Origin of the sequence: Pseudomonas sp. G34 (assembly GCF_031119625.1) — a bacterium.
Lineage (GTDB): Bacteria > Pseudomonadota > Gammaproteobacteria > Pseudomonadales > Pseudomonadaceae > Aquipseudomonas.
This window is the reverse complement of the sequence record NZ_JAVHZV010000028.1, coordinates 22,440-37,681: the sequence shown is the minus strand read 5'-3', so window position 1 is coordinate 37,681 and position 15,242 is coordinate 22,440. Positions and strand designations below refer to the sequence as shown.

Annotated in this window: 14 protein-coding genes; 8 read left to right on the top strand and 6 right to left on the bottom strand. The window is 65.5% G+C overall.

Features of this window, described 5'->3' with window-relative positions; translation table 11 throughout:
- A partial coding sequence (locus QYS36_RS18105; protein WP_308840785.1) for a TRAP transporter large permease subunit occupies positions 1-237 on the top strand: 237 nt, incomplete at its 5' end.
- Between the two features lie 41 nt (positions 238-278).
- Here QYS36_RS18105 and QYS36_RS18100 read toward each other — a convergent pair.
- Positions 279-1,835, bottom strand: coding sequence for a cyclic diguanylate phosphodiesterase (locus QYS36_RS18100; RefSeq protein WP_308840784.1), 1,557 nt, complete (start codon positions 1,833-1,835; stop codon positions 279-281).
- Positions 1,836-2,044: 209 nt separating this feature from the next.
- Here QYS36_RS18100 and acs point away from each other — a divergent pair, with 209 nt between their 5' ends.
- The 6 genes from acs (at position 2,045) to argR (ending at position 8,545) form a co-directional block, all read left to right on the top strand.
- A complete protein-coding gene (acs, locus tag QYS36_RS18095) occupies positions 2,045-4,006 on the top strand; it encodes an acetate--CoA ligase (RefSeq protein WP_308840783.1) in 1,962 nt (653 codons plus the stop codon).
- A 324-nt stretch (positions 4,007-4,330) separates the two neighbouring features.
- Positions 4,331-5,110: an ABC transporter substrate-binding protein gene (locus QYS36_RS18090; protein ID WP_308840782.1), complete on the top strand. Its 780-nt coding sequence runs from the start codon at positions 4,331-4,333 to the stop codon at positions 5,108-5,110.
- A 208-nt stretch (positions 5,111-5,318) separates the two neighbouring features.
- Positions 5,319-6,008, top strand: a complete 690-nt coding sequence (locus QYS36_RS18085; RefSeq protein ID WP_308840781.1) for an ABC transporter permease — start codon at positions 5,319-5,321, stop codon at positions 6,006-6,008.
- 10 nt (positions 6,009-6,018) lie between these two features.
- A complete protein-coding gene (locus QYS36_RS18080; protein WP_308840780.1) occupies positions 6,019-6,717 on the top strand; it encodes an ABC transporter permease in 699 nt (232 codons plus the stop codon).
- 29 nt (positions 6,718-6,746) lie between these two features.
- Positions 6,747-7,511: an ATP-binding cassette domain-containing protein gene (locus tag QYS36_RS18075; protein ID WP_308840779.1), complete on the top strand. Its 765-nt coding sequence runs from the start codon at positions 6,747-6,749 to the stop codon at positions 7,509-7,511.
- 53 nt (positions 7,512-7,564) lie between these two features.
- Positions 7,565-8,545 carry a transcriptional regulator ArgR gene (argR, locus tag QYS36_RS18070; protein WP_308840778.1) on the top strand — a complete coding sequence of 327 codons (981 nt, stop codon included), beginning with the start codon at positions 7,565-7,567 and terminating at the stop codon, positions 8,543-8,545.
- Between the two features lie 79 nt (positions 8,546-8,624).
- Here the strand turns inward: argR and QYS36_RS18065 are convergent, their stop codons facing one another.
- From QYS36_RS18065 to coxB, 4 genes are all read right to left on the bottom strand, one after another.
- Positions 8,625-10,076, bottom strand: a complete 1,452-nt coding sequence (locus tag QYS36_RS18065) for a DASS family sodium-coupled anion symporter (protein ID WP_308840777.1) — start codon at positions 10,074-10,076, stop codon at positions 8,625-8,627.
- Positions 10,077-10,182: 106 nt separating this feature from the next.
- Positions 10,183-10,536, bottom strand: a complete 354-nt coding sequence (locus QYS36_RS18060; RefSeq protein ID WP_308840776.1) for a hypothetical protein — start codon at positions 10,534-10,536, stop codon at positions 10,183-10,185.
- The gene (ctaD, locus tag QYS36_RS18055; RefSeq protein ID WP_308840775.1) at positions 10,536-13,070 is read right to left on the bottom strand and encodes a cytochrome c oxidase subunit I; all 2,535 of its coding nucleotides are present in this window, start codon (positions 13,068-13,070) and stop codon (positions 10,536-10,538) included. Before ctaD ends, QYS36_RS18060 begins: the two co-directional genes overlap by 1 nt.
- A complete protein-coding gene (gene coxB, locus QYS36_RS18050) occupies positions 13,067-13,957 on the bottom strand; it encodes a cytochrome c oxidase subunit II (RefSeq protein ID WP_308840774.1) in 891 nt (296 codons plus the stop codon). The genes ctaD and coxB overlap by 4 nt, the downstream gene beginning before the upstream one ends.
- A gap of 132 nt (positions 13,958-14,089) precedes the next feature.
- Here coxB and QYS36_RS18045 point away from each other — a divergent pair, with 132 nt between their 5' ends.
- Positions 14,090-14,548: a DUF2231 domain-containing protein gene (locus QYS36_RS18045; RefSeq protein WP_308840773.1), complete on the top strand. Its 459-nt coding sequence runs from the start codon at positions 14,090-14,092 to the stop codon at positions 14,546-14,548.
- A gap of 45 nt (positions 14,549-14,593) precedes the next feature.
- Here QYS36_RS18045 and QYS36_RS18040 read toward each other — a convergent pair whose 3' ends face one another.
- A complete protein-coding gene (locus tag QYS36_RS18040) occupies positions 14,594-15,007 on the bottom strand; it encodes a CopD family protein (protein WP_308840772.1) in 414 nt (137 codons plus the stop codon).
- Positions 15,008-15,242: the final 235 nt, after the last annotated feature.

The window sequence follows — 15,242 nt, the reverse complement described above, 5'->3', positions numbered from 1 at the left end:
CTGGGTATCGACCCGATCCACCTGGGCATCATCATGGTGGTGAACATGGAAATCGGCCTGATCACCCCGCCGACGGGGCTCAACCTGTTCGTCACCTCGGCGGTCACCGGCATGCCGCTGACCCGGGTGGTACGCGCGGTGTCGCCATGGCTGCTGATGATGCTGGCGTTCCTGCTGCTGGTCACCTACGTGCCGTTCATCTCGCTGGCTCTGCCGAACTGGCTGGGCATGAGCTGAGGTACGTAACGCTTTCTCGACCCGGCTCCGGCCGGGTTTTTTTATGCGTGGCGGTCTGCTGTGGGTGGGGTCTGCAGTGCGCTGAACAGCTCGTCCGCCGGCATCGGCAGGGCGAACAGATAGCCTTGCAGGTAGCGCACGCCTCGCTGGCTCAGGTAACGCCTCTGTCCAGAGGTTTCCACGCCTTCGGCCACCAGCGGCAGCTGCAGGCGGATGGACAGGTCGAGGATGTTGTCGAGCAGGTGGCGCGACAAGGCGTGGGAGTCGACCATGGCGATGAAGCTGCGGTCGATCTTCAGGAAGTCGATGTGGAATTCGCGCAGGTAGGCGAGGCTGGAATGGCCGGTGCCGAAATCGTCGATGGCGATCCGTACGCCGAGCTGGCGCAGCTCGCTGAACAGCTGGCGGGTGACCTCGCTGGGAGTGATCATCTGCCGCTCGGTGAGCTCCAGAATCAGCACGATGTGGCCGGCAGGGAAGGCGCTGAGGAACTCGCGGCATTGCCCGACCAGCTGCAGATCCTGGCAATGGGCGGCCGTGATGTTGATGCTCAGGTGGAAGCCTGCCGGGAGCTGTTCGACGCGGCTGGCGAAATCCTCGCGAATCTGCTGCATCAGCTGGCGGGTCATCGGCACGATCAGGCCAAAGCGTTCGGCCAGCGGGATGAATTGGTCGGGCGACACCAGGCCCTCGGTGGGATGTCGCCAGCGCATCAGTGTTTCGACGCCATGCCAGCAACCCTGTTGCCCATCGACCACCGGCTGGTAATAGGGCACGAATTCGCCCGCGTCCAGCGCGCGCTTGAGCTCCGTGCCCGGCGACGCGCAGCGCAGGCTGAAGCGGTAGGTGGCGGCTCCAGCCAGGGCACCGAGCAGCAACAACAGCAGCCACTGCGGTTGATAGTGCGCCTGCATGTACTGCAGCGTGGCGCCTGGCGGGTAGCCGGCGAACACCTGGAACGGATAGCGGCTGGAGGCGCTTTCGAAGGCATGCGCGGTCGGCGCGCCCAGGTTCGCCGAGGTGACGGTGCCGCTGGCGTTGAGCCAGCTGTCGCCCACCGCGATCTGCAGTGCCACCTCCTGGCCATTGAGGCGCAGCAGGTTGATCAGGTGCTGCCCATCGATGCCGATCAGTGCACCGTGGCCCTCCTTGGCCTGGCGGTAGACCAGCACGGCGCGGTCCGGCGTCACCCTGTTGCCGGCCATCAGGCGCAACTGCCCTTGCAGGTAGGCGTCGGCATCTTCCTGGTTGTCGTAGGCGCCCATCAGCGAGGTGCAATAGATGACGCCGTCATGGACCAGACTGGCTGAACGGGAAAAGGGGCTGATGGCCACCTGGGTGCGCAGGACCTGTTCGATGGCCTGGCAGGGCTGGCCGGACAGCTCGATCACTGCGCTGGCCAGCCGCGCCGCATCGTCGAGCATGGCGTCGAGCTGCGCCTGGGCGGCCGCGGCGCTTCGTTCGGCGCGGGCCTGCAGCAACGAGGTCGCCTGCCAGTACATCAGCGGGAGGCCAAGCAGCAGTGGCAACAGCGCGACCCCCAAGGAGGTGCTCAGGCGCCGCGCATGTCCGCGCGAGCGAAGGGTGGAGAAGGGCATGAAGGGTCACTTGATCCGGGGGCCGCGCATAGCTTAGCGAAAGCGTCGTGGCGAGAATGTCCGCTGCGTCGCGAATTGCGCGTTGCAACGGCACCTCTGGCGTCAATCCCATGACGGCGCCGGTAAGACCATGGTCGAATGGTTGTAAAGAGGGGGGCTGGTTACAAAGGAAGGCATAGAAGAACAACATCAATAACCGAGGTGATTCAATGAGTGCTGCGTCCCTGTATCCCGTGAGCCCCGAGGTGGCGGCCAATTCATTGACCGACGAAGCCACCTACAAAGCCATGTACCAGCAGTCCGTGGTCAACCCGGACGGTTTCTGGCGTGAGCAGGCCCAGCGCCTCGACTGGATCAAGCCCTTCACCAAGGTCAAGCAGACCTCGTTCGACGACCACCATGTCGACATCAAGTGGTTCGCCGACGGCACCCTCAACGTGTCCTACAACTGCCTGGATCGCCACCTGGCCGAGCGTGGCGACCAGGTCGCGATCATCTGGGAAGGCGACGACCCCTCCGAACACCAGGAAATCACCTACCGCCAGCTGCACGAGCAGGTGTGCAAGTTCGCCAACGCCCTGCGTGGCCAGGACGTGCACCGCGGCGACGTGGTGACCATCTACATGCCGATGATCCCGGAAGCCGTGGTGGCCATGCTGGCCTGCGCGCGTATCGGCGCCATCCACTCCGTGGTGTTCGGTGGCTTCTCGCCGGAAGCCCTGGCCGGGCGCATCATCGACTGCTCCTCCAAGGTGGTGATCACCGCCGACGAAGGCCTGCGCGGCGGCAAGAAGATCCCGCTCAAGGCCAACGTCGACGACGCCCTGACCAACCCCGAGACACGCAGCATCCAGAAGGTCATCGTGGTCAAGCGCACCGGTTCCGAGATCAAGTGGAACCAGCACCGCGACATCTGGTTCGAGGACCTGATGAAGGTCGCCGGCAGCGTGTGCGCGCCGAAGGAAATGGGCGCCGAGGAGGCGCTGTTCATCCTCTACACCTCCGGTTCTACCGGCAAGCCGAAAGGCGTGCTGCACACCACCGGCGGCTACCTGCTGTACGCCGCGCTGACCCATGAACGGGTGTTCGACTACAAACCGGGCGATGTCTACTGGTGCACCGCCGACGTGGGCTGGGTCACCGGCCACAGCTACATCGTCTACGGCCCGCTGGCCAACGGCGCGACCACGCTGCTGTTCGAAGGCATTCCCAATTACCCGGACGTGACCCGTGTGTCGAAGGTCATCGACAAGCACAAGGTCAACATCCTCTACACCGCGCCGACCGCGATCCGCGCCATGATGGCCCAGGGCGAAGCGGCCGTGGCCGGTGCCGATGGCTCCAGCCTGCGTTTGCTCGGATCGGTCGGTGAGCCGATCAACCCGGAGGCCTGGGACTGGTACTACCGCAACGTCGGCAAGGAGCGTTGCCCGATCGTCGACACCTGGTGGCAGACCGAGACCGGCGGCATCCTGATCAGCCCGCTGCCGGGCGCCACCGCCCTCAAGCCGGGTTCCGCGACCCGTCCGTTCTTTGGTGTGGTGCCGGCCCTGGTCGATAACCTGGGCAACATCATGGAGGGTGCGACCGAAGGCAACCTGGTGATCCTCGACTCCTGGCCGGGCCAGTCGCGCAGCCTGTATGGCGACCACGACCGTTTCGTGGATACCTACTTCAAGACCTTCAAGGGCATGTACTTCACCGGTGACGGCGCGCGCCGTGACGAGGATGGCTACTGGTGGATCACCGGTCGCGTGGACGACGTGCTCAACGTCTCCGGCCACCGCATGGGCACCGCCGAGGTGGAAAGCGCCATGGTCGCCCACTCGAAAGTCGCCGAGGCGGCCGTGGTCGGCGTGCCCCACGACATCAAGGGGCAGGGCATCTACGTCTACGTCACCCTCAACCAGGGTGAGGAGCCGTCCGAGCAGTTGCGCCAGGAACTCAAGGCCTGGGTACGCAAGGAGATCGGCCCGATCGCCACGCCGGACGTGATCCAGTGGGCACCGGGTTTGCCGAAGACCCGTTCGGGCAAGATCATGCGCCGCATCCTGCGCAAGATCGCCACCGCCGAGTACGACAGCCTCGGCGATATCTCCACCCTGGCCGACCCGGGCGTGGTGCAGCACCTGATCGACACCCACAAGTCGATGCAGAGCGCCTGCGCCTGACCTGAGAGCAGCTTCACTGCAGCGCCCCACGCCGGTTTTCCTGCGTGGGGCCTGTGCTTTTCTGCCGTTCGCGTGACACCCCAGGCTGGACTGACGAGTCAGAATTGGCTGATTTTTGTTCTGTCAAGATGCGCGGGCAGTTGCCCTCTGGCTTCTGTAATTAGTTGTCGCATCTGGGAAATATCGCCTGCCGCGCTCTCGCTAGAATGCCGCACTTCCGTGCGCCGCCCGCAGCCCTGCGCTACGCTGGCGACGTCACCTCTGCATGGCCCGGCTCATCCGCCCTGGGGCCAGTGAAACCCCATCCCTGTCAGGAGTTTCCCCATGAAAAAGATCGCACTGCTCGGCGCGCTGGCATTATCCCTGCTGTCGCCGCTGACCATGGCCCAGGAGGCCAAGGCGCTGCGTATCGGTATCGAAGCGGCTTACCCGCCGTTCGCCTACAAGACTCCCGACGGCAACATCACCGGCTTCGACTACGACATCGGTGTGGCCCTGTGTGAAGAAATGAAGGTCGAGTGCAAGTGGATCGAGCAGGAGTTCGACGGCCTGATCCCGGCCCTGAAAGTGCGCAAGTTCGACGCCGTGCTGTCGTCGATGTCGATCACCGAGGAGCGCAAGCGCGCCGTCGACTTCACCGGCAAGTACTACGCCACGCCTGCCAAGCTGGCGATGAAGAGCGGCGCGGTGATGAACGACGTGGCCAGCGACCTCAAGGGCAAGAAGATCGGCGTGCAGCGTTCCTCCGTGTACGACCGCTACGCCACCGACGTGTTCGCCCCGGCCGGTGCCGAGATCGTGCGCTACAGCTCGCAGAACGAAGTGTTCCTGGATCTGAGTGCCGGTCGCCTGGACGGCACCATCGCCGACTCGGTGAACATCGAAGACGGCTTCCTGAAAACCGATGCCGGCAAGGGCTTCGCCTTCGTAGGCCCGGATTTCACCGAAGAGAAGTATTTCGGCGAAGGCCAGGGCATCGCCGTGCGCAAGGGTGACAAGGCGCTGGCCGACAAGATCAGCGCAGCGATCCTGGCGATCCGCGAGAACGGCAAGTACAAGGCCATTCAGGACAAGTACTTCAGCTTCGACGTCTACGGCAAGTAAGGCCACGGTCTGCTGCGCGGCGGCCATGCGACGTTAAAGGTCAGGCTCGGGTGCTCCTCTAGAAGCGCCTCGCCTGACTTTGTCCTTGTATGGGTCTGGCTCGCAACAGGTTGATTTCTTGTTGCAGGTGGCACCCGCCGAGGCTCGGCGTGTGCCACCTTTGCATTGCATTTGCGGCGCCCGCTGGCGCCCGGCATGAGGTAAGCGGATGCTCAACGGCTACGGCTCGTCCATTATCGAGGGCGCCTGGCTCACCCTGATTCTGGCCCTGACCTCGATAGCGGTGGCGATCGTGCTCGGCCTGATCGGCGCGGCGTTTCGGCTGTCGCCGGTGCGCTGGCTGGCGCTGCTGGGGGAAACCTATTCGACGGTGATCCGCGGCATTCCCGACCTGGTGCTGATCCTGCTGATCTTCTACGGTGGCCAGGACATGGTGAACCGGGTCGCGCCGATGCTCGGTTACGACGAGTACATCGACATCAACCCGTTCATCGCCGGTGTGTTCACCATGGGCTTCATCTTCGGCGCCTACCTCTCCGAGACCTTCCGCGGCGCCTTCATGGCGATTCCCAAGGGCCAGGCCGAGGCGGGTGCCGCGTATGGCATGAGCGGCCTGCAGGTGTTCATGCGCATCCTGGTGCCGCAGATGATCCGCTTCGCCATCCCCGGTTTCACCAACAACTGGCTGGTGCTCACCAAGGCCACCGCGCTGATTTCGGTGGTCGGCCTGCAGGACATGATGTTCAAGGCCAAGAGCGCTGCCGACGCCACCCGTGAGCCCTTCACCTTTTATCTGGCGGTGGCCGGGCTGTACCTGGTGATCACCAGTGTCTCGCTGCTGGCCCTGCGTTACCTGGAAAAACGCTACTCGGTCGGCACCAAGGCTGCCGAACTGTGAGGGCCGCACGATGATCTTCGATTACACCGTGATCTGGGACAGCCTGCCGCTGTATTTCGGCGGCGTGCTGGTGACCCTCAAACTGCTGGCCATCGCACTGTTCTTCGGCCTGCTGTTGGCCATTCCGCTGGGCTTGATGCGCACCTCGCGTTCGCTCTGGGTCAACGGCCCGGCCTGGCTGTATACCTACGTGATCCGTGGCACGCCGATGCTGGTGCAGCTGTTTCTGGTCTATTACGGCCTGGCCCAGTTCGAGGCGGTGCGCAACAGCGTGCTGTGGCCGTACCTGTCCAACGCCACCTTCTGCGCGTGCCTGGCATTCGCCATCAACACCAGCGCCTACAGCGCCGAGATCCTTGCCGGCAGCCTGAAGGCCACGCCCCATGGCGAGATCGAGGCGGCCAAGGCCATGGGCATGTCGCGGGCCAAGCTGTACCGCCGTATCCTCCTGCCCTCGGCGCTGCGCCGCGCACTGCCGCAGTACAGCAACGAAGTGATCATGATGCTGCACACCACCAGCCTGGCGTCGATCGTCACCCTGATCGACATCACCGGCGCGGCGCGCACCGTCAGCTCTCAGTACTACCTGCCGTTCGAGGCGTTCATCACCGCTGGCCTGTTCTATCTGTGCCTGACCTTCATCCTGGTGCGCCTGTTCAAACTGGCCGAGCGTCGCTGGCTGGCCTACCTGGCGCCGCGGCGTTCCTGAGCCCTCGGATTCTTGAAAGAGTGAAAAGCATGTACAAGCTCGAAGTGACGGACCTGCACAAGCGCTACGGCAGCCACGAGGTGCTCAAGGGCGTGTCGCTGGCGGCCAAGGCCGGTGACGTGATCAGCATCATCGGCTCCAGTGGTTCCGGCAAGAGCACCTTCCTGCGCTGCATCAACCTGCTCGAGCAGCCCCACGCCGGGCAGATCCTGCTCAACGGCGAGGCGCTCAAGCTGCTGCCCGGCAAGGACGGCGCCCTGCGCGCCGCCGACGACAAGCAGCTGCAGCGCCTGCGTTCGCGGTTGGCCATGGTGTTCCAGCACTTCAACCTGTGGGCGCACATGAGCGTGCTGGAAAACGTCATGGAAGCGCCGGTGCACGTGCTGGGCATGAGCAAGGCCGAGGCCCGCGACAAGGCCGAGCACTACCTGCAGAAGGTTGGTGTGGCCCATCGCAAGGCCGCATACCCGGCGCATATGAGTGGCGGCGAGCAGCAGCGCGTGGCGATCGCCCGGGCCCTGGCCATGGAGCCGGAGGTGATGCTGTTCGACGAACCGACCTCGGCCCTCGACCCGGAACTGGTTGGCGACGTGCTCAAGGTAATGCGCGACCTGGCCGATGAAGGGCGTACCATGGTGGTGGTCACCCACGAGATGGGCTTTGCCCGCGAGGTGTCCAACGGGTTGTTGTTCCTGCATCAGGGCCTGGTGGAAGAGCAGGGCGACCCGCGCGAGGTGCTCGCCAACCCACAATCGCAACGCCTGCAACAGTTCCTCAGCGGCAGCCTCAAGTAGTTGGCGTTATCATCCCCGACCTATCACTGCCTTCAGAGCCCAGCCTGCCCATCATGACTGCCCCCCGAATCGGCTTCCTGCTTTGGCCCTCCACCAAGCCCCTGACCCTGGCGCTGGCGGAAGAGGCCCTGAGCGTCGCCCAGCGCGTCCATCCGGAGGTGGTCTACGAGGTGGCGTTCCTGCAAGCCGAAGAACCCGCCGAAGGCGCCTGGCGCCTGCCGGGCAGTTCCTGGACGGCGGGGCTGGAAGGTTATCGCAAGCTGTTCCTGCTCGCCGATGAGCCACCGGCCGCCATGGCGCCGGCACTGGCTACCGCGCTCAAGCAGGTGGCGCGCAACGGCTGCTGCCTCGGTGCGGTGGCGGCGGGGGTCTACCCGCTGGCGCAGCTGGGGCTGCTCGATGGGTATCGGGCGTCGGTGCACTGGCGCTGGCAGGACGACTTCGCCGAGCGCTTTCCCAAGGTGATCGCCACCAGCCACCTGTTCGACTGGGACCGTGATCGGCTCACCGCCTGTGGCGGCATGGCGGTGATGGACATGCTGCTGGCGCTGCTGGCCCGTGACCATGGCGCCGAATTGGCCGGCGCGGTATCCGAAGAACTGGTGGTCGAGCGCATCCGTGAAGGCGGCGAGCGCCAGCGTATTCCGCTGCAGAATCGCCTGGGCTCCAGCCACCCCAAACTTACCCAGGCGGTGCTGCTGATGGAAGCCAACATCGAAGAGCCGCTGACCACCGACGAAATCGCCCAGCACGTGTGCGTGTCGCGGCGCCAGCTGGAACGCATCTTCAAGCAGTACCTCAATCGTGTGCCCAGCCAGTACTACCTGGAGCTGCGCCTGAACAAGGCGCGCCAGCTGCTGATGCAGACCAGCAAGTCGATCATCCAGATCGGCCTGTCCTGCGGCTTCTCCTCGGGGCCGCATTTCTCCAGCGCCTACCGCAACTTCTTCGGCGCCACCCCGCGCGAAGACCGCAACCAGCGGCGCAGCAACAGCCCCTTCGAGCTGACCTCGGCGCCTGCCGAACGCGGTTAGGCAAGCGTCTCGATCGTCACCTCATCTCGCGGGCATGGCCTAGGCGTCCCGGCCTGCTCCCCAGGATGATCAGCCTGCATCAGTGGCTCCAGATGATGCCGACCAGCAGGTAGCAGAGCGTCGTCACCAGAACCACGCAGAACGCGTTGATCATCACCCCGTTACCGATCATCGACTGGATGCGGACCAACCCGGTGCCGAATACCAGGGCGTTCGGCGGCGTGGCCACCGGCATCATGAAGGCGCAGCTGGCAGCGATGGTGGCGGGAATTGCCAGGAGCTCCGGCGGCAACCCCTGGGAGACCGCCAGGGCCGCCACCAACGGCAGGAAGGCGGCGGCGGTGGCGGTGTTGGAGGTGATTTCGGTGAGCAGGTTGATGGTCAGCACCACCACGCCGATGATCAGGATCAGCGGCAGGGCGCCGATGTTCTTCAGGCCTTCGCCGATCCAGGCTGCCAGGCCCGTCGAGGTGATCACCGCAGCCAGCGACAGGCCGCCGCCGAACAGCAGGAGAATGCCCCACGGCACCTTGTTGGCGGTGTCCCAGTCGATCAGGAACACGCGCTTGTCGCCCTCGCGCCCGGCCGGCACCAGGAACAGTGCCATGGCGCCGATCATGGCGATCAGGGTGTCGTCGATGGCGGCAACGTACTCGGACAGCAGCGGCTGGGTCACCCAGGCGGTGGCCGTGCAGGCGAACACCAGCGCCACCCGTTTTTCACCGGTCGACCACCTGCCGAGCCCGTCGAGTTCCTGGCGCAGCATGGCGCGGCTGTCGCCCTCCAGTTTGAAGCCGCCGCGGGTCAGCCACCACCAGGTGAACAGCAGCACGCAAGTGGCCACCGGCAGGCCGAGCAGCATCCACTGGCCGAAGCCGATATGCACGTCGTGGTTATCGCGCAGGAAGGCGACCAGCAGCGCGTTGGGTGGCGTGCCGATCAGGGTGGCGATACCACCGATGCTGGCCGCGTAGGCAATGCCCAGCAGCAGGGCGGTGGCGAAACGCTGGTGTTCGCGCTCGTCACCGTGCTGGGTGAGCATGGCGATCACCGACATGCCGATCGGCAGCATCATGATCGCCGTGGCGGTGTTGCTCACCCACATGGCGACCAGTGCGGTGGCCAGCATGAAGCCGCCGATCTGCCGCGCCGGCTGGTTGCCGACCGTCAGCAGGGTGCGCAGCGCCAGGCGCTTGTGCAGGTTCCAGCGCTGCATGCCAAGGCCGAGCAGAAAACCGCCGAGAAACAGGAAGATGGTCGGGTTGGCGTAAGGCGAGGTGGCGTCCTGCACGCTGCCGATGCCGAGCAGCGGAATCAGCGGGATCGGCAACAGGGCGGTGGCGGGGATGGGAATCGCCTCGGTGGCCCACCAGGTGGCCATCAGCCCGATCAGCCCGGCAGTCATCCAGGCCTCGCGACTGAGGTCGGCCGGCGCCTCGCTGAACAGGCAGGCCAGCAGCAACAGTGGCCCGAGAAACAGGCCGATACGTGCTGCAATCAGTGCGCCGTGGGTTTGCTTGCTCTCGCTCATTGTTCTGTCTCGTCCATCTACCCGGTGTTGGGCTTCGAGGCGCGACTGGCGCGAAAAGGTCAGCGCCAGCTGTTTCAGCAGGTTTCTTCAGCCCGCCGCTGCGCTATCAGGCACAGGGTGGCAGCGCCAGGATCGGCAGGGCGATGAACACCACGGCGATGGCGGCGATCAGGTGGCCGGCGGCGGAGACGCTGGTCACGAAACGTTCGCGCTCGCTCAGGTTCGGGCGCCCGGTGGCGCGGTGGAACAGGTACGCCAGCCACAGCAGCAGCCCGGCGGCGGCCAGCGACAACAGCCCCAGGGCGAGATTCAGCCAGGTCCAGGGGCCGTCTTCCAGCGCTGGTGGCGCCACCGAGCAGCCAACGCCCTGGCCGCCATACAGGGCCACGAACCACAGGCTCCAGATGCTCAGGCCGGTGACCAGATGAGCCGGGTGATAAAACGAGCGCAAGCGTTGCATCAGGCGCCTCCGAAAGCAGGGGGGAACAGGACGATGGCGAAGTAGCTGATCCACAGCACGGCGAGGTTGTAGCCCCACAGCTGGGCCACCACCAGGGGCTCGTAGGGCGCCTCGGCACCGACGTAGCCGATGCGTACACGTAGCGCCTGCAGGGCGCTGAGGGTGCCGGCGAGCAGGGCGTGGCCAAGGCTGTAGGCGAGCATCACGAAGATCACCGCATCATGGGCGCGCACGGTTGGCTCGAGGGTCTCGCTGCGCAGCGCCACCAGCAGCAGCACGGCCTGCACCAGGCCGATCACCGCCAGCGTGGCCTGGCAGGCGAACAAGCCCCGGGTATCACGCCGGCGCAAGCGTGCCAGTACCCGGCGGTGCCACGGCGTGGCCAGGCTCAGCAGGGCGGCGCTGGCGAGCAGCAGCCAGCTGTCGAACACCGGCGCCTCGGGCACCAGCCAGTTCGGCGCCACCGTCCACAGGTAGAACCAGCCGAACAGCAGTGACAGGTACAGCGCGCCGTTGGACAGCAGTGTCACGCCCATGCCCCAGAGGCCCGGGCCGTCGCAGGTACGCGAATGCAGCGGCGGTTCGTGAGGCTGGGTTCGGGCATCTGGCGCGGCCTTGGGATGGGCGCCGTTTTCCCAGCTCCAGCGCAGCAGCACCACGCAGGCGGCGAAGCAGGCGAACAGGGCCAGCAGGTAGGTCTTGGCCAGCAGGCTCAGGCACAGCATGGCGATGAAACAGGCGGCAATGAAGGGAAGCCAGCTGTTGCCCGGCAGGTGGACGATCTCGCGCACCTTGCCGGTCAGCGGATCAACGCCCCAGGTCTCGCGACGGCCGTGGTCGATCACCGTCAGTGCGTGCTCGCCGCGGGCGATGCTGTCGCCGAGCTGCGGGTCGCGCCACAGCGGATGGCGGTCGGTGATCTTGGGCAGGCTGACGAAGTTGTACGGGTTGGGCGGCAGGCTGGTGGCCCACTCCAGGGTGTCGGCCTGCCAGGGGTTGTTGCCGGCCCGTTTGCCGTAGCGATAGTGCAGGATCAGGTCCAGCAGCAGGGTGGCGATGCCGATCACCATGATGAAGCTGCCGATCGACGAAATCAGATTGGGCATGTCCCAGCCCAGGCCGCTTTCGTAGGTGTAGACACGTCGCGGCATGCCCAGAAGACCGGTCCAGTGCATGATCAGGAAGGTCATGTTGAAACCGATGAACACCAGCCAGAAGCCCCACTTGCCCAAACGCTCCGAGGCCATGCGCCCGGAGAAATGCGGCAGCCAGTAGTACAGCCCGGCGATCAGCGGGAACAGCATGCCGCCGATCAGCACGTAGTGGAAATGCGCGACCACGAACTGGGTGTCGTGCACCTGCCAGTCGAACGGCACCAGGGCGAGCATCACCCCGGTCAAACCGCCACACACGAAGATGATCAGAAAACCTACCAGCCACAGCATCGGCACGTTGTAGCGCGGCTTGCCGAGCCACAGCGTGGCGATCCAGGAAAACACCTGGATGGCCGTGGGAATCGCCACCAGCATGCTCGCTGCCGAGAAGAACGCCTGGGCCAGTTGCGGAATGCCCACTGTGAACATGTGGTGCACCCACAGGCCGAAGCTGATGAAGCCGGTGCTGATCACCCCCAGCACCACGGCGCGGTAGCCGACCAGCGGGCGGCCGCAGAATACCGGCAGCAGGGTGGAGACGATACCGGCCGCCGGCAGGAAGATGATGTACACCTCCGGGTGGCCGAACAGCCAGAACAGGTGTTGCCAGAGCAGCGGGTCGCCACCGCGCGCCACCTCGAAGAACGGCAGGCCGGCGGCGCGCTCCAGCTCCAGGAGGATGCTGCCCAGGATCAGCGGCGGAAAGCCGATGACGATCATCAGCGCCATGGTCAGGATGTACCAGGCGTAGATCGGCATCTTGTTCAGCGCCATGCCCTCGGCACGGGTGCGCAGGATCGATACCACCAGCTCGACCCCGGCCGACACTGCGGAAATCTCCACGAAGGTGATGCCCAGCAACCAGAAGTCGGCGTTGACGCCCGGCGAATGCGCCGCGCTGGACAGCGGCGTGTACATGAACCAGCCGGCATTGGGCGCCACGCCGAACAGCAGGCTGGAGCAGATGATCAGACCGCCGAACAGGTAGCACCAGTAGCCGAAGGCCGACAGGCGCGGAAACACCAGATCGCGCGCGCCGAGCATCTTGGGAATCAGGTAGACGGCCAGGCCTTCCATCATCGGCACCGCGAACAGGAACATCATCACCGTGCCGTGCATGGTGAATACCTGGTTGAACACCTCCGGGCCCATGAAGGCGTTGCCCGGCAGCGCCAGCTGGGTGCGCAGCAGCATCGCCAGCAGGATGCCGAAAACGAAAAAGCACAGCCCGGTGACCATGAAACGCAGGCCCAGGGTGGTGTGATTGACGATGGTCAGTGCCCGCCAGCCGCGTGGGTTGCCCCATACCTCGTCGAACTGGTCGTGCAGGGCATCGGCGTCGGCCGTTTCGCGGCACTGTTCCTGGCGCGTGTCATTCATGGTTCGAGGCCCTCCAGCCAGGTGGCGATGGCCTGCAATTGCTCGGCATCGAGGTCGTCGGTCAGCGGCATCCCGGTGCCCGGTTTCAGGCGGCCGTGCTCGCGTATCCAGGTCAGCGTGGCGCCAGGCTCGTTGGCCAGCAGGCCACCGCCGAGATGGCGGCGGCTGGCCAGGTCGGTGAGGTCCGGCGCGCGATTGCCGGCACTGACCCCGGCCACGCGGTGGCACACCCCGCAGTGGGCGAGAAAGGTGTCGGCGGCCGGGCCTTGCAGCGCCTCGACCCGTGGCTCGCGGCGGGCGTCGATCCAGGCGGCGAAGTCGTCCTCGCTGTGTGCCTGCACGTCGAGCACCATATGGCTGTGCTGGGTGCCGCAGAATTCGGTGCACTGGCCGCGGAAGGTGCCGGGCTTGTCGGCCTGCAGGCGGATGCGGTTCTCGCGGCCGGGGATCATGTCGATCTTGCCGCCCAGGCGTGGCACCCAGAAGGAGTGGATGACGTCGGCGCTGCTGACGGTGATGTCCACCGGGCGCCCGGCGGGCAGGTGCAGCTGGTTGGCGGTCACCACGCCGCTGTCCGGGTAGCGCACCTCCCACCACCACTGATGGCCGATCACCTCGATCTGCAGCGGCTGCTCGCCGAGGATCGGCAGCTGCATCATCCGTTGGCCCACCGGGATGCCGAACGCCAGCAGCAGCACGATGGTCACCGAGGGCAGCACGATGCCGCCGCCGATCAGCCAGCGCCGCTGGATACGCCGGGCCTCCTCTCGCGAGTATTCGCGCGGCTTGCGCCAGATGGCGTAGATCCACAGCGCGCTGACCACCACCAGCACCAGCGTGAAGAACCCGCACATGGCCCACCACAACAGGGCGATGTCGCGCGCCACCGGGCCGGCCGGGGCCAGAATTGATTGGTCACCACTGCAGGCCGAGATAATCGGAACTGCTGTGGCCAGCGCGGTCAACTTGATTAGGGTCGGCCACGCTCGGCCTTTTCTAGAATCGACAGGGAGGCCGCCATGGCTGAGCAACAAGAGTCCATCATCAGTCGCGCGGCTATCGCCGGGCACCCGCTGCACCCGATGATGATCCACTTCCCGGTCGCCGCCCTGCTGGGCCTGGTGGCCACCGATTTCGCCTACTTCTGGACCACCGACCCGTTCTGGGTGCGCGCCAGCCTGTGGCTGGCCGGGGTGGGCGCAGCCGGCGGCTGGATCGCCAGCATCGCTGGGCTGATCGACCTGCTGACCGTCAAGCGCATTCGCCAGAAAATCAGCGCCTGGTGCCACGCCATCATCGCCGTGATGATGCTGTCGCTGGCGTCGCTGAACTGGATGCTGCGCTACCGCCACGGCGAGGAGGGCTTCGAGATCTGGGCGTTCTACCTGTCGCTGTTCACGGCCGGGCTGATCGCCATCGCCGCCTACCTGGGCGGGCGTCTGGTCTATGAGCACGCCGTGGGTGTCGATGTCGATTAGAGTCGGCCTTGGCCCGCCTGCATTCATGGGTGGGGAGCTCCTGGTTCAGTAAGGTTTGGCGAGCACCAGCCACAGGGTGGCGGCGATCATGCCCAGCGTGATGCCGCCCAGTGCGGCGCAGGCGATGGTCAGGGCAGGGCGCGGCTGGCGTTCGCACTGCAGGATCAGCAGGCCGCACAGGGCATGGCAGATGACAATGACCGCGACGGCGGTGAGCTTGGCCACCAGCCACACGCCGAACGTGCCGTCACGCAGGAACAGCGCGGTGCCGCTGCCGATGGCGACCAGCGCGGCCGGTGTGGCGACCAGGTTGAAAATGCTGCGATTGAGTTCCGGATGCCCCGGGCGTTCCGTCGCTTGCGTAGCGCGGCAGCTGGCGGCGATCAGCGCGGGCAGGTAGAGCAGGGTGCCGCACCAGACGAACAGTGCGGTGAAGTGCAGCAGTTTCAGCAGAGGCATCGACGCTCTCCATGGCCAGTCGTCCTGAGGTCTGCCTGTGTGACCCCGGCCACGGAAAAGCGGTTCGACCTTTCCGCCGGGTGCGCCAGAGCGCCCCGGAGAGCCTCGCCGCGGCGCTGCAGGGCGCGTGGTTGCTGGCTTGGCGCCGCTGCGTCAGGCAGCCTGATGACTAATTGATGCCCCTGAAGGTATGGGTGTTTGTGTCACTGAATGTGTGGATATTGTTGTCCGACCC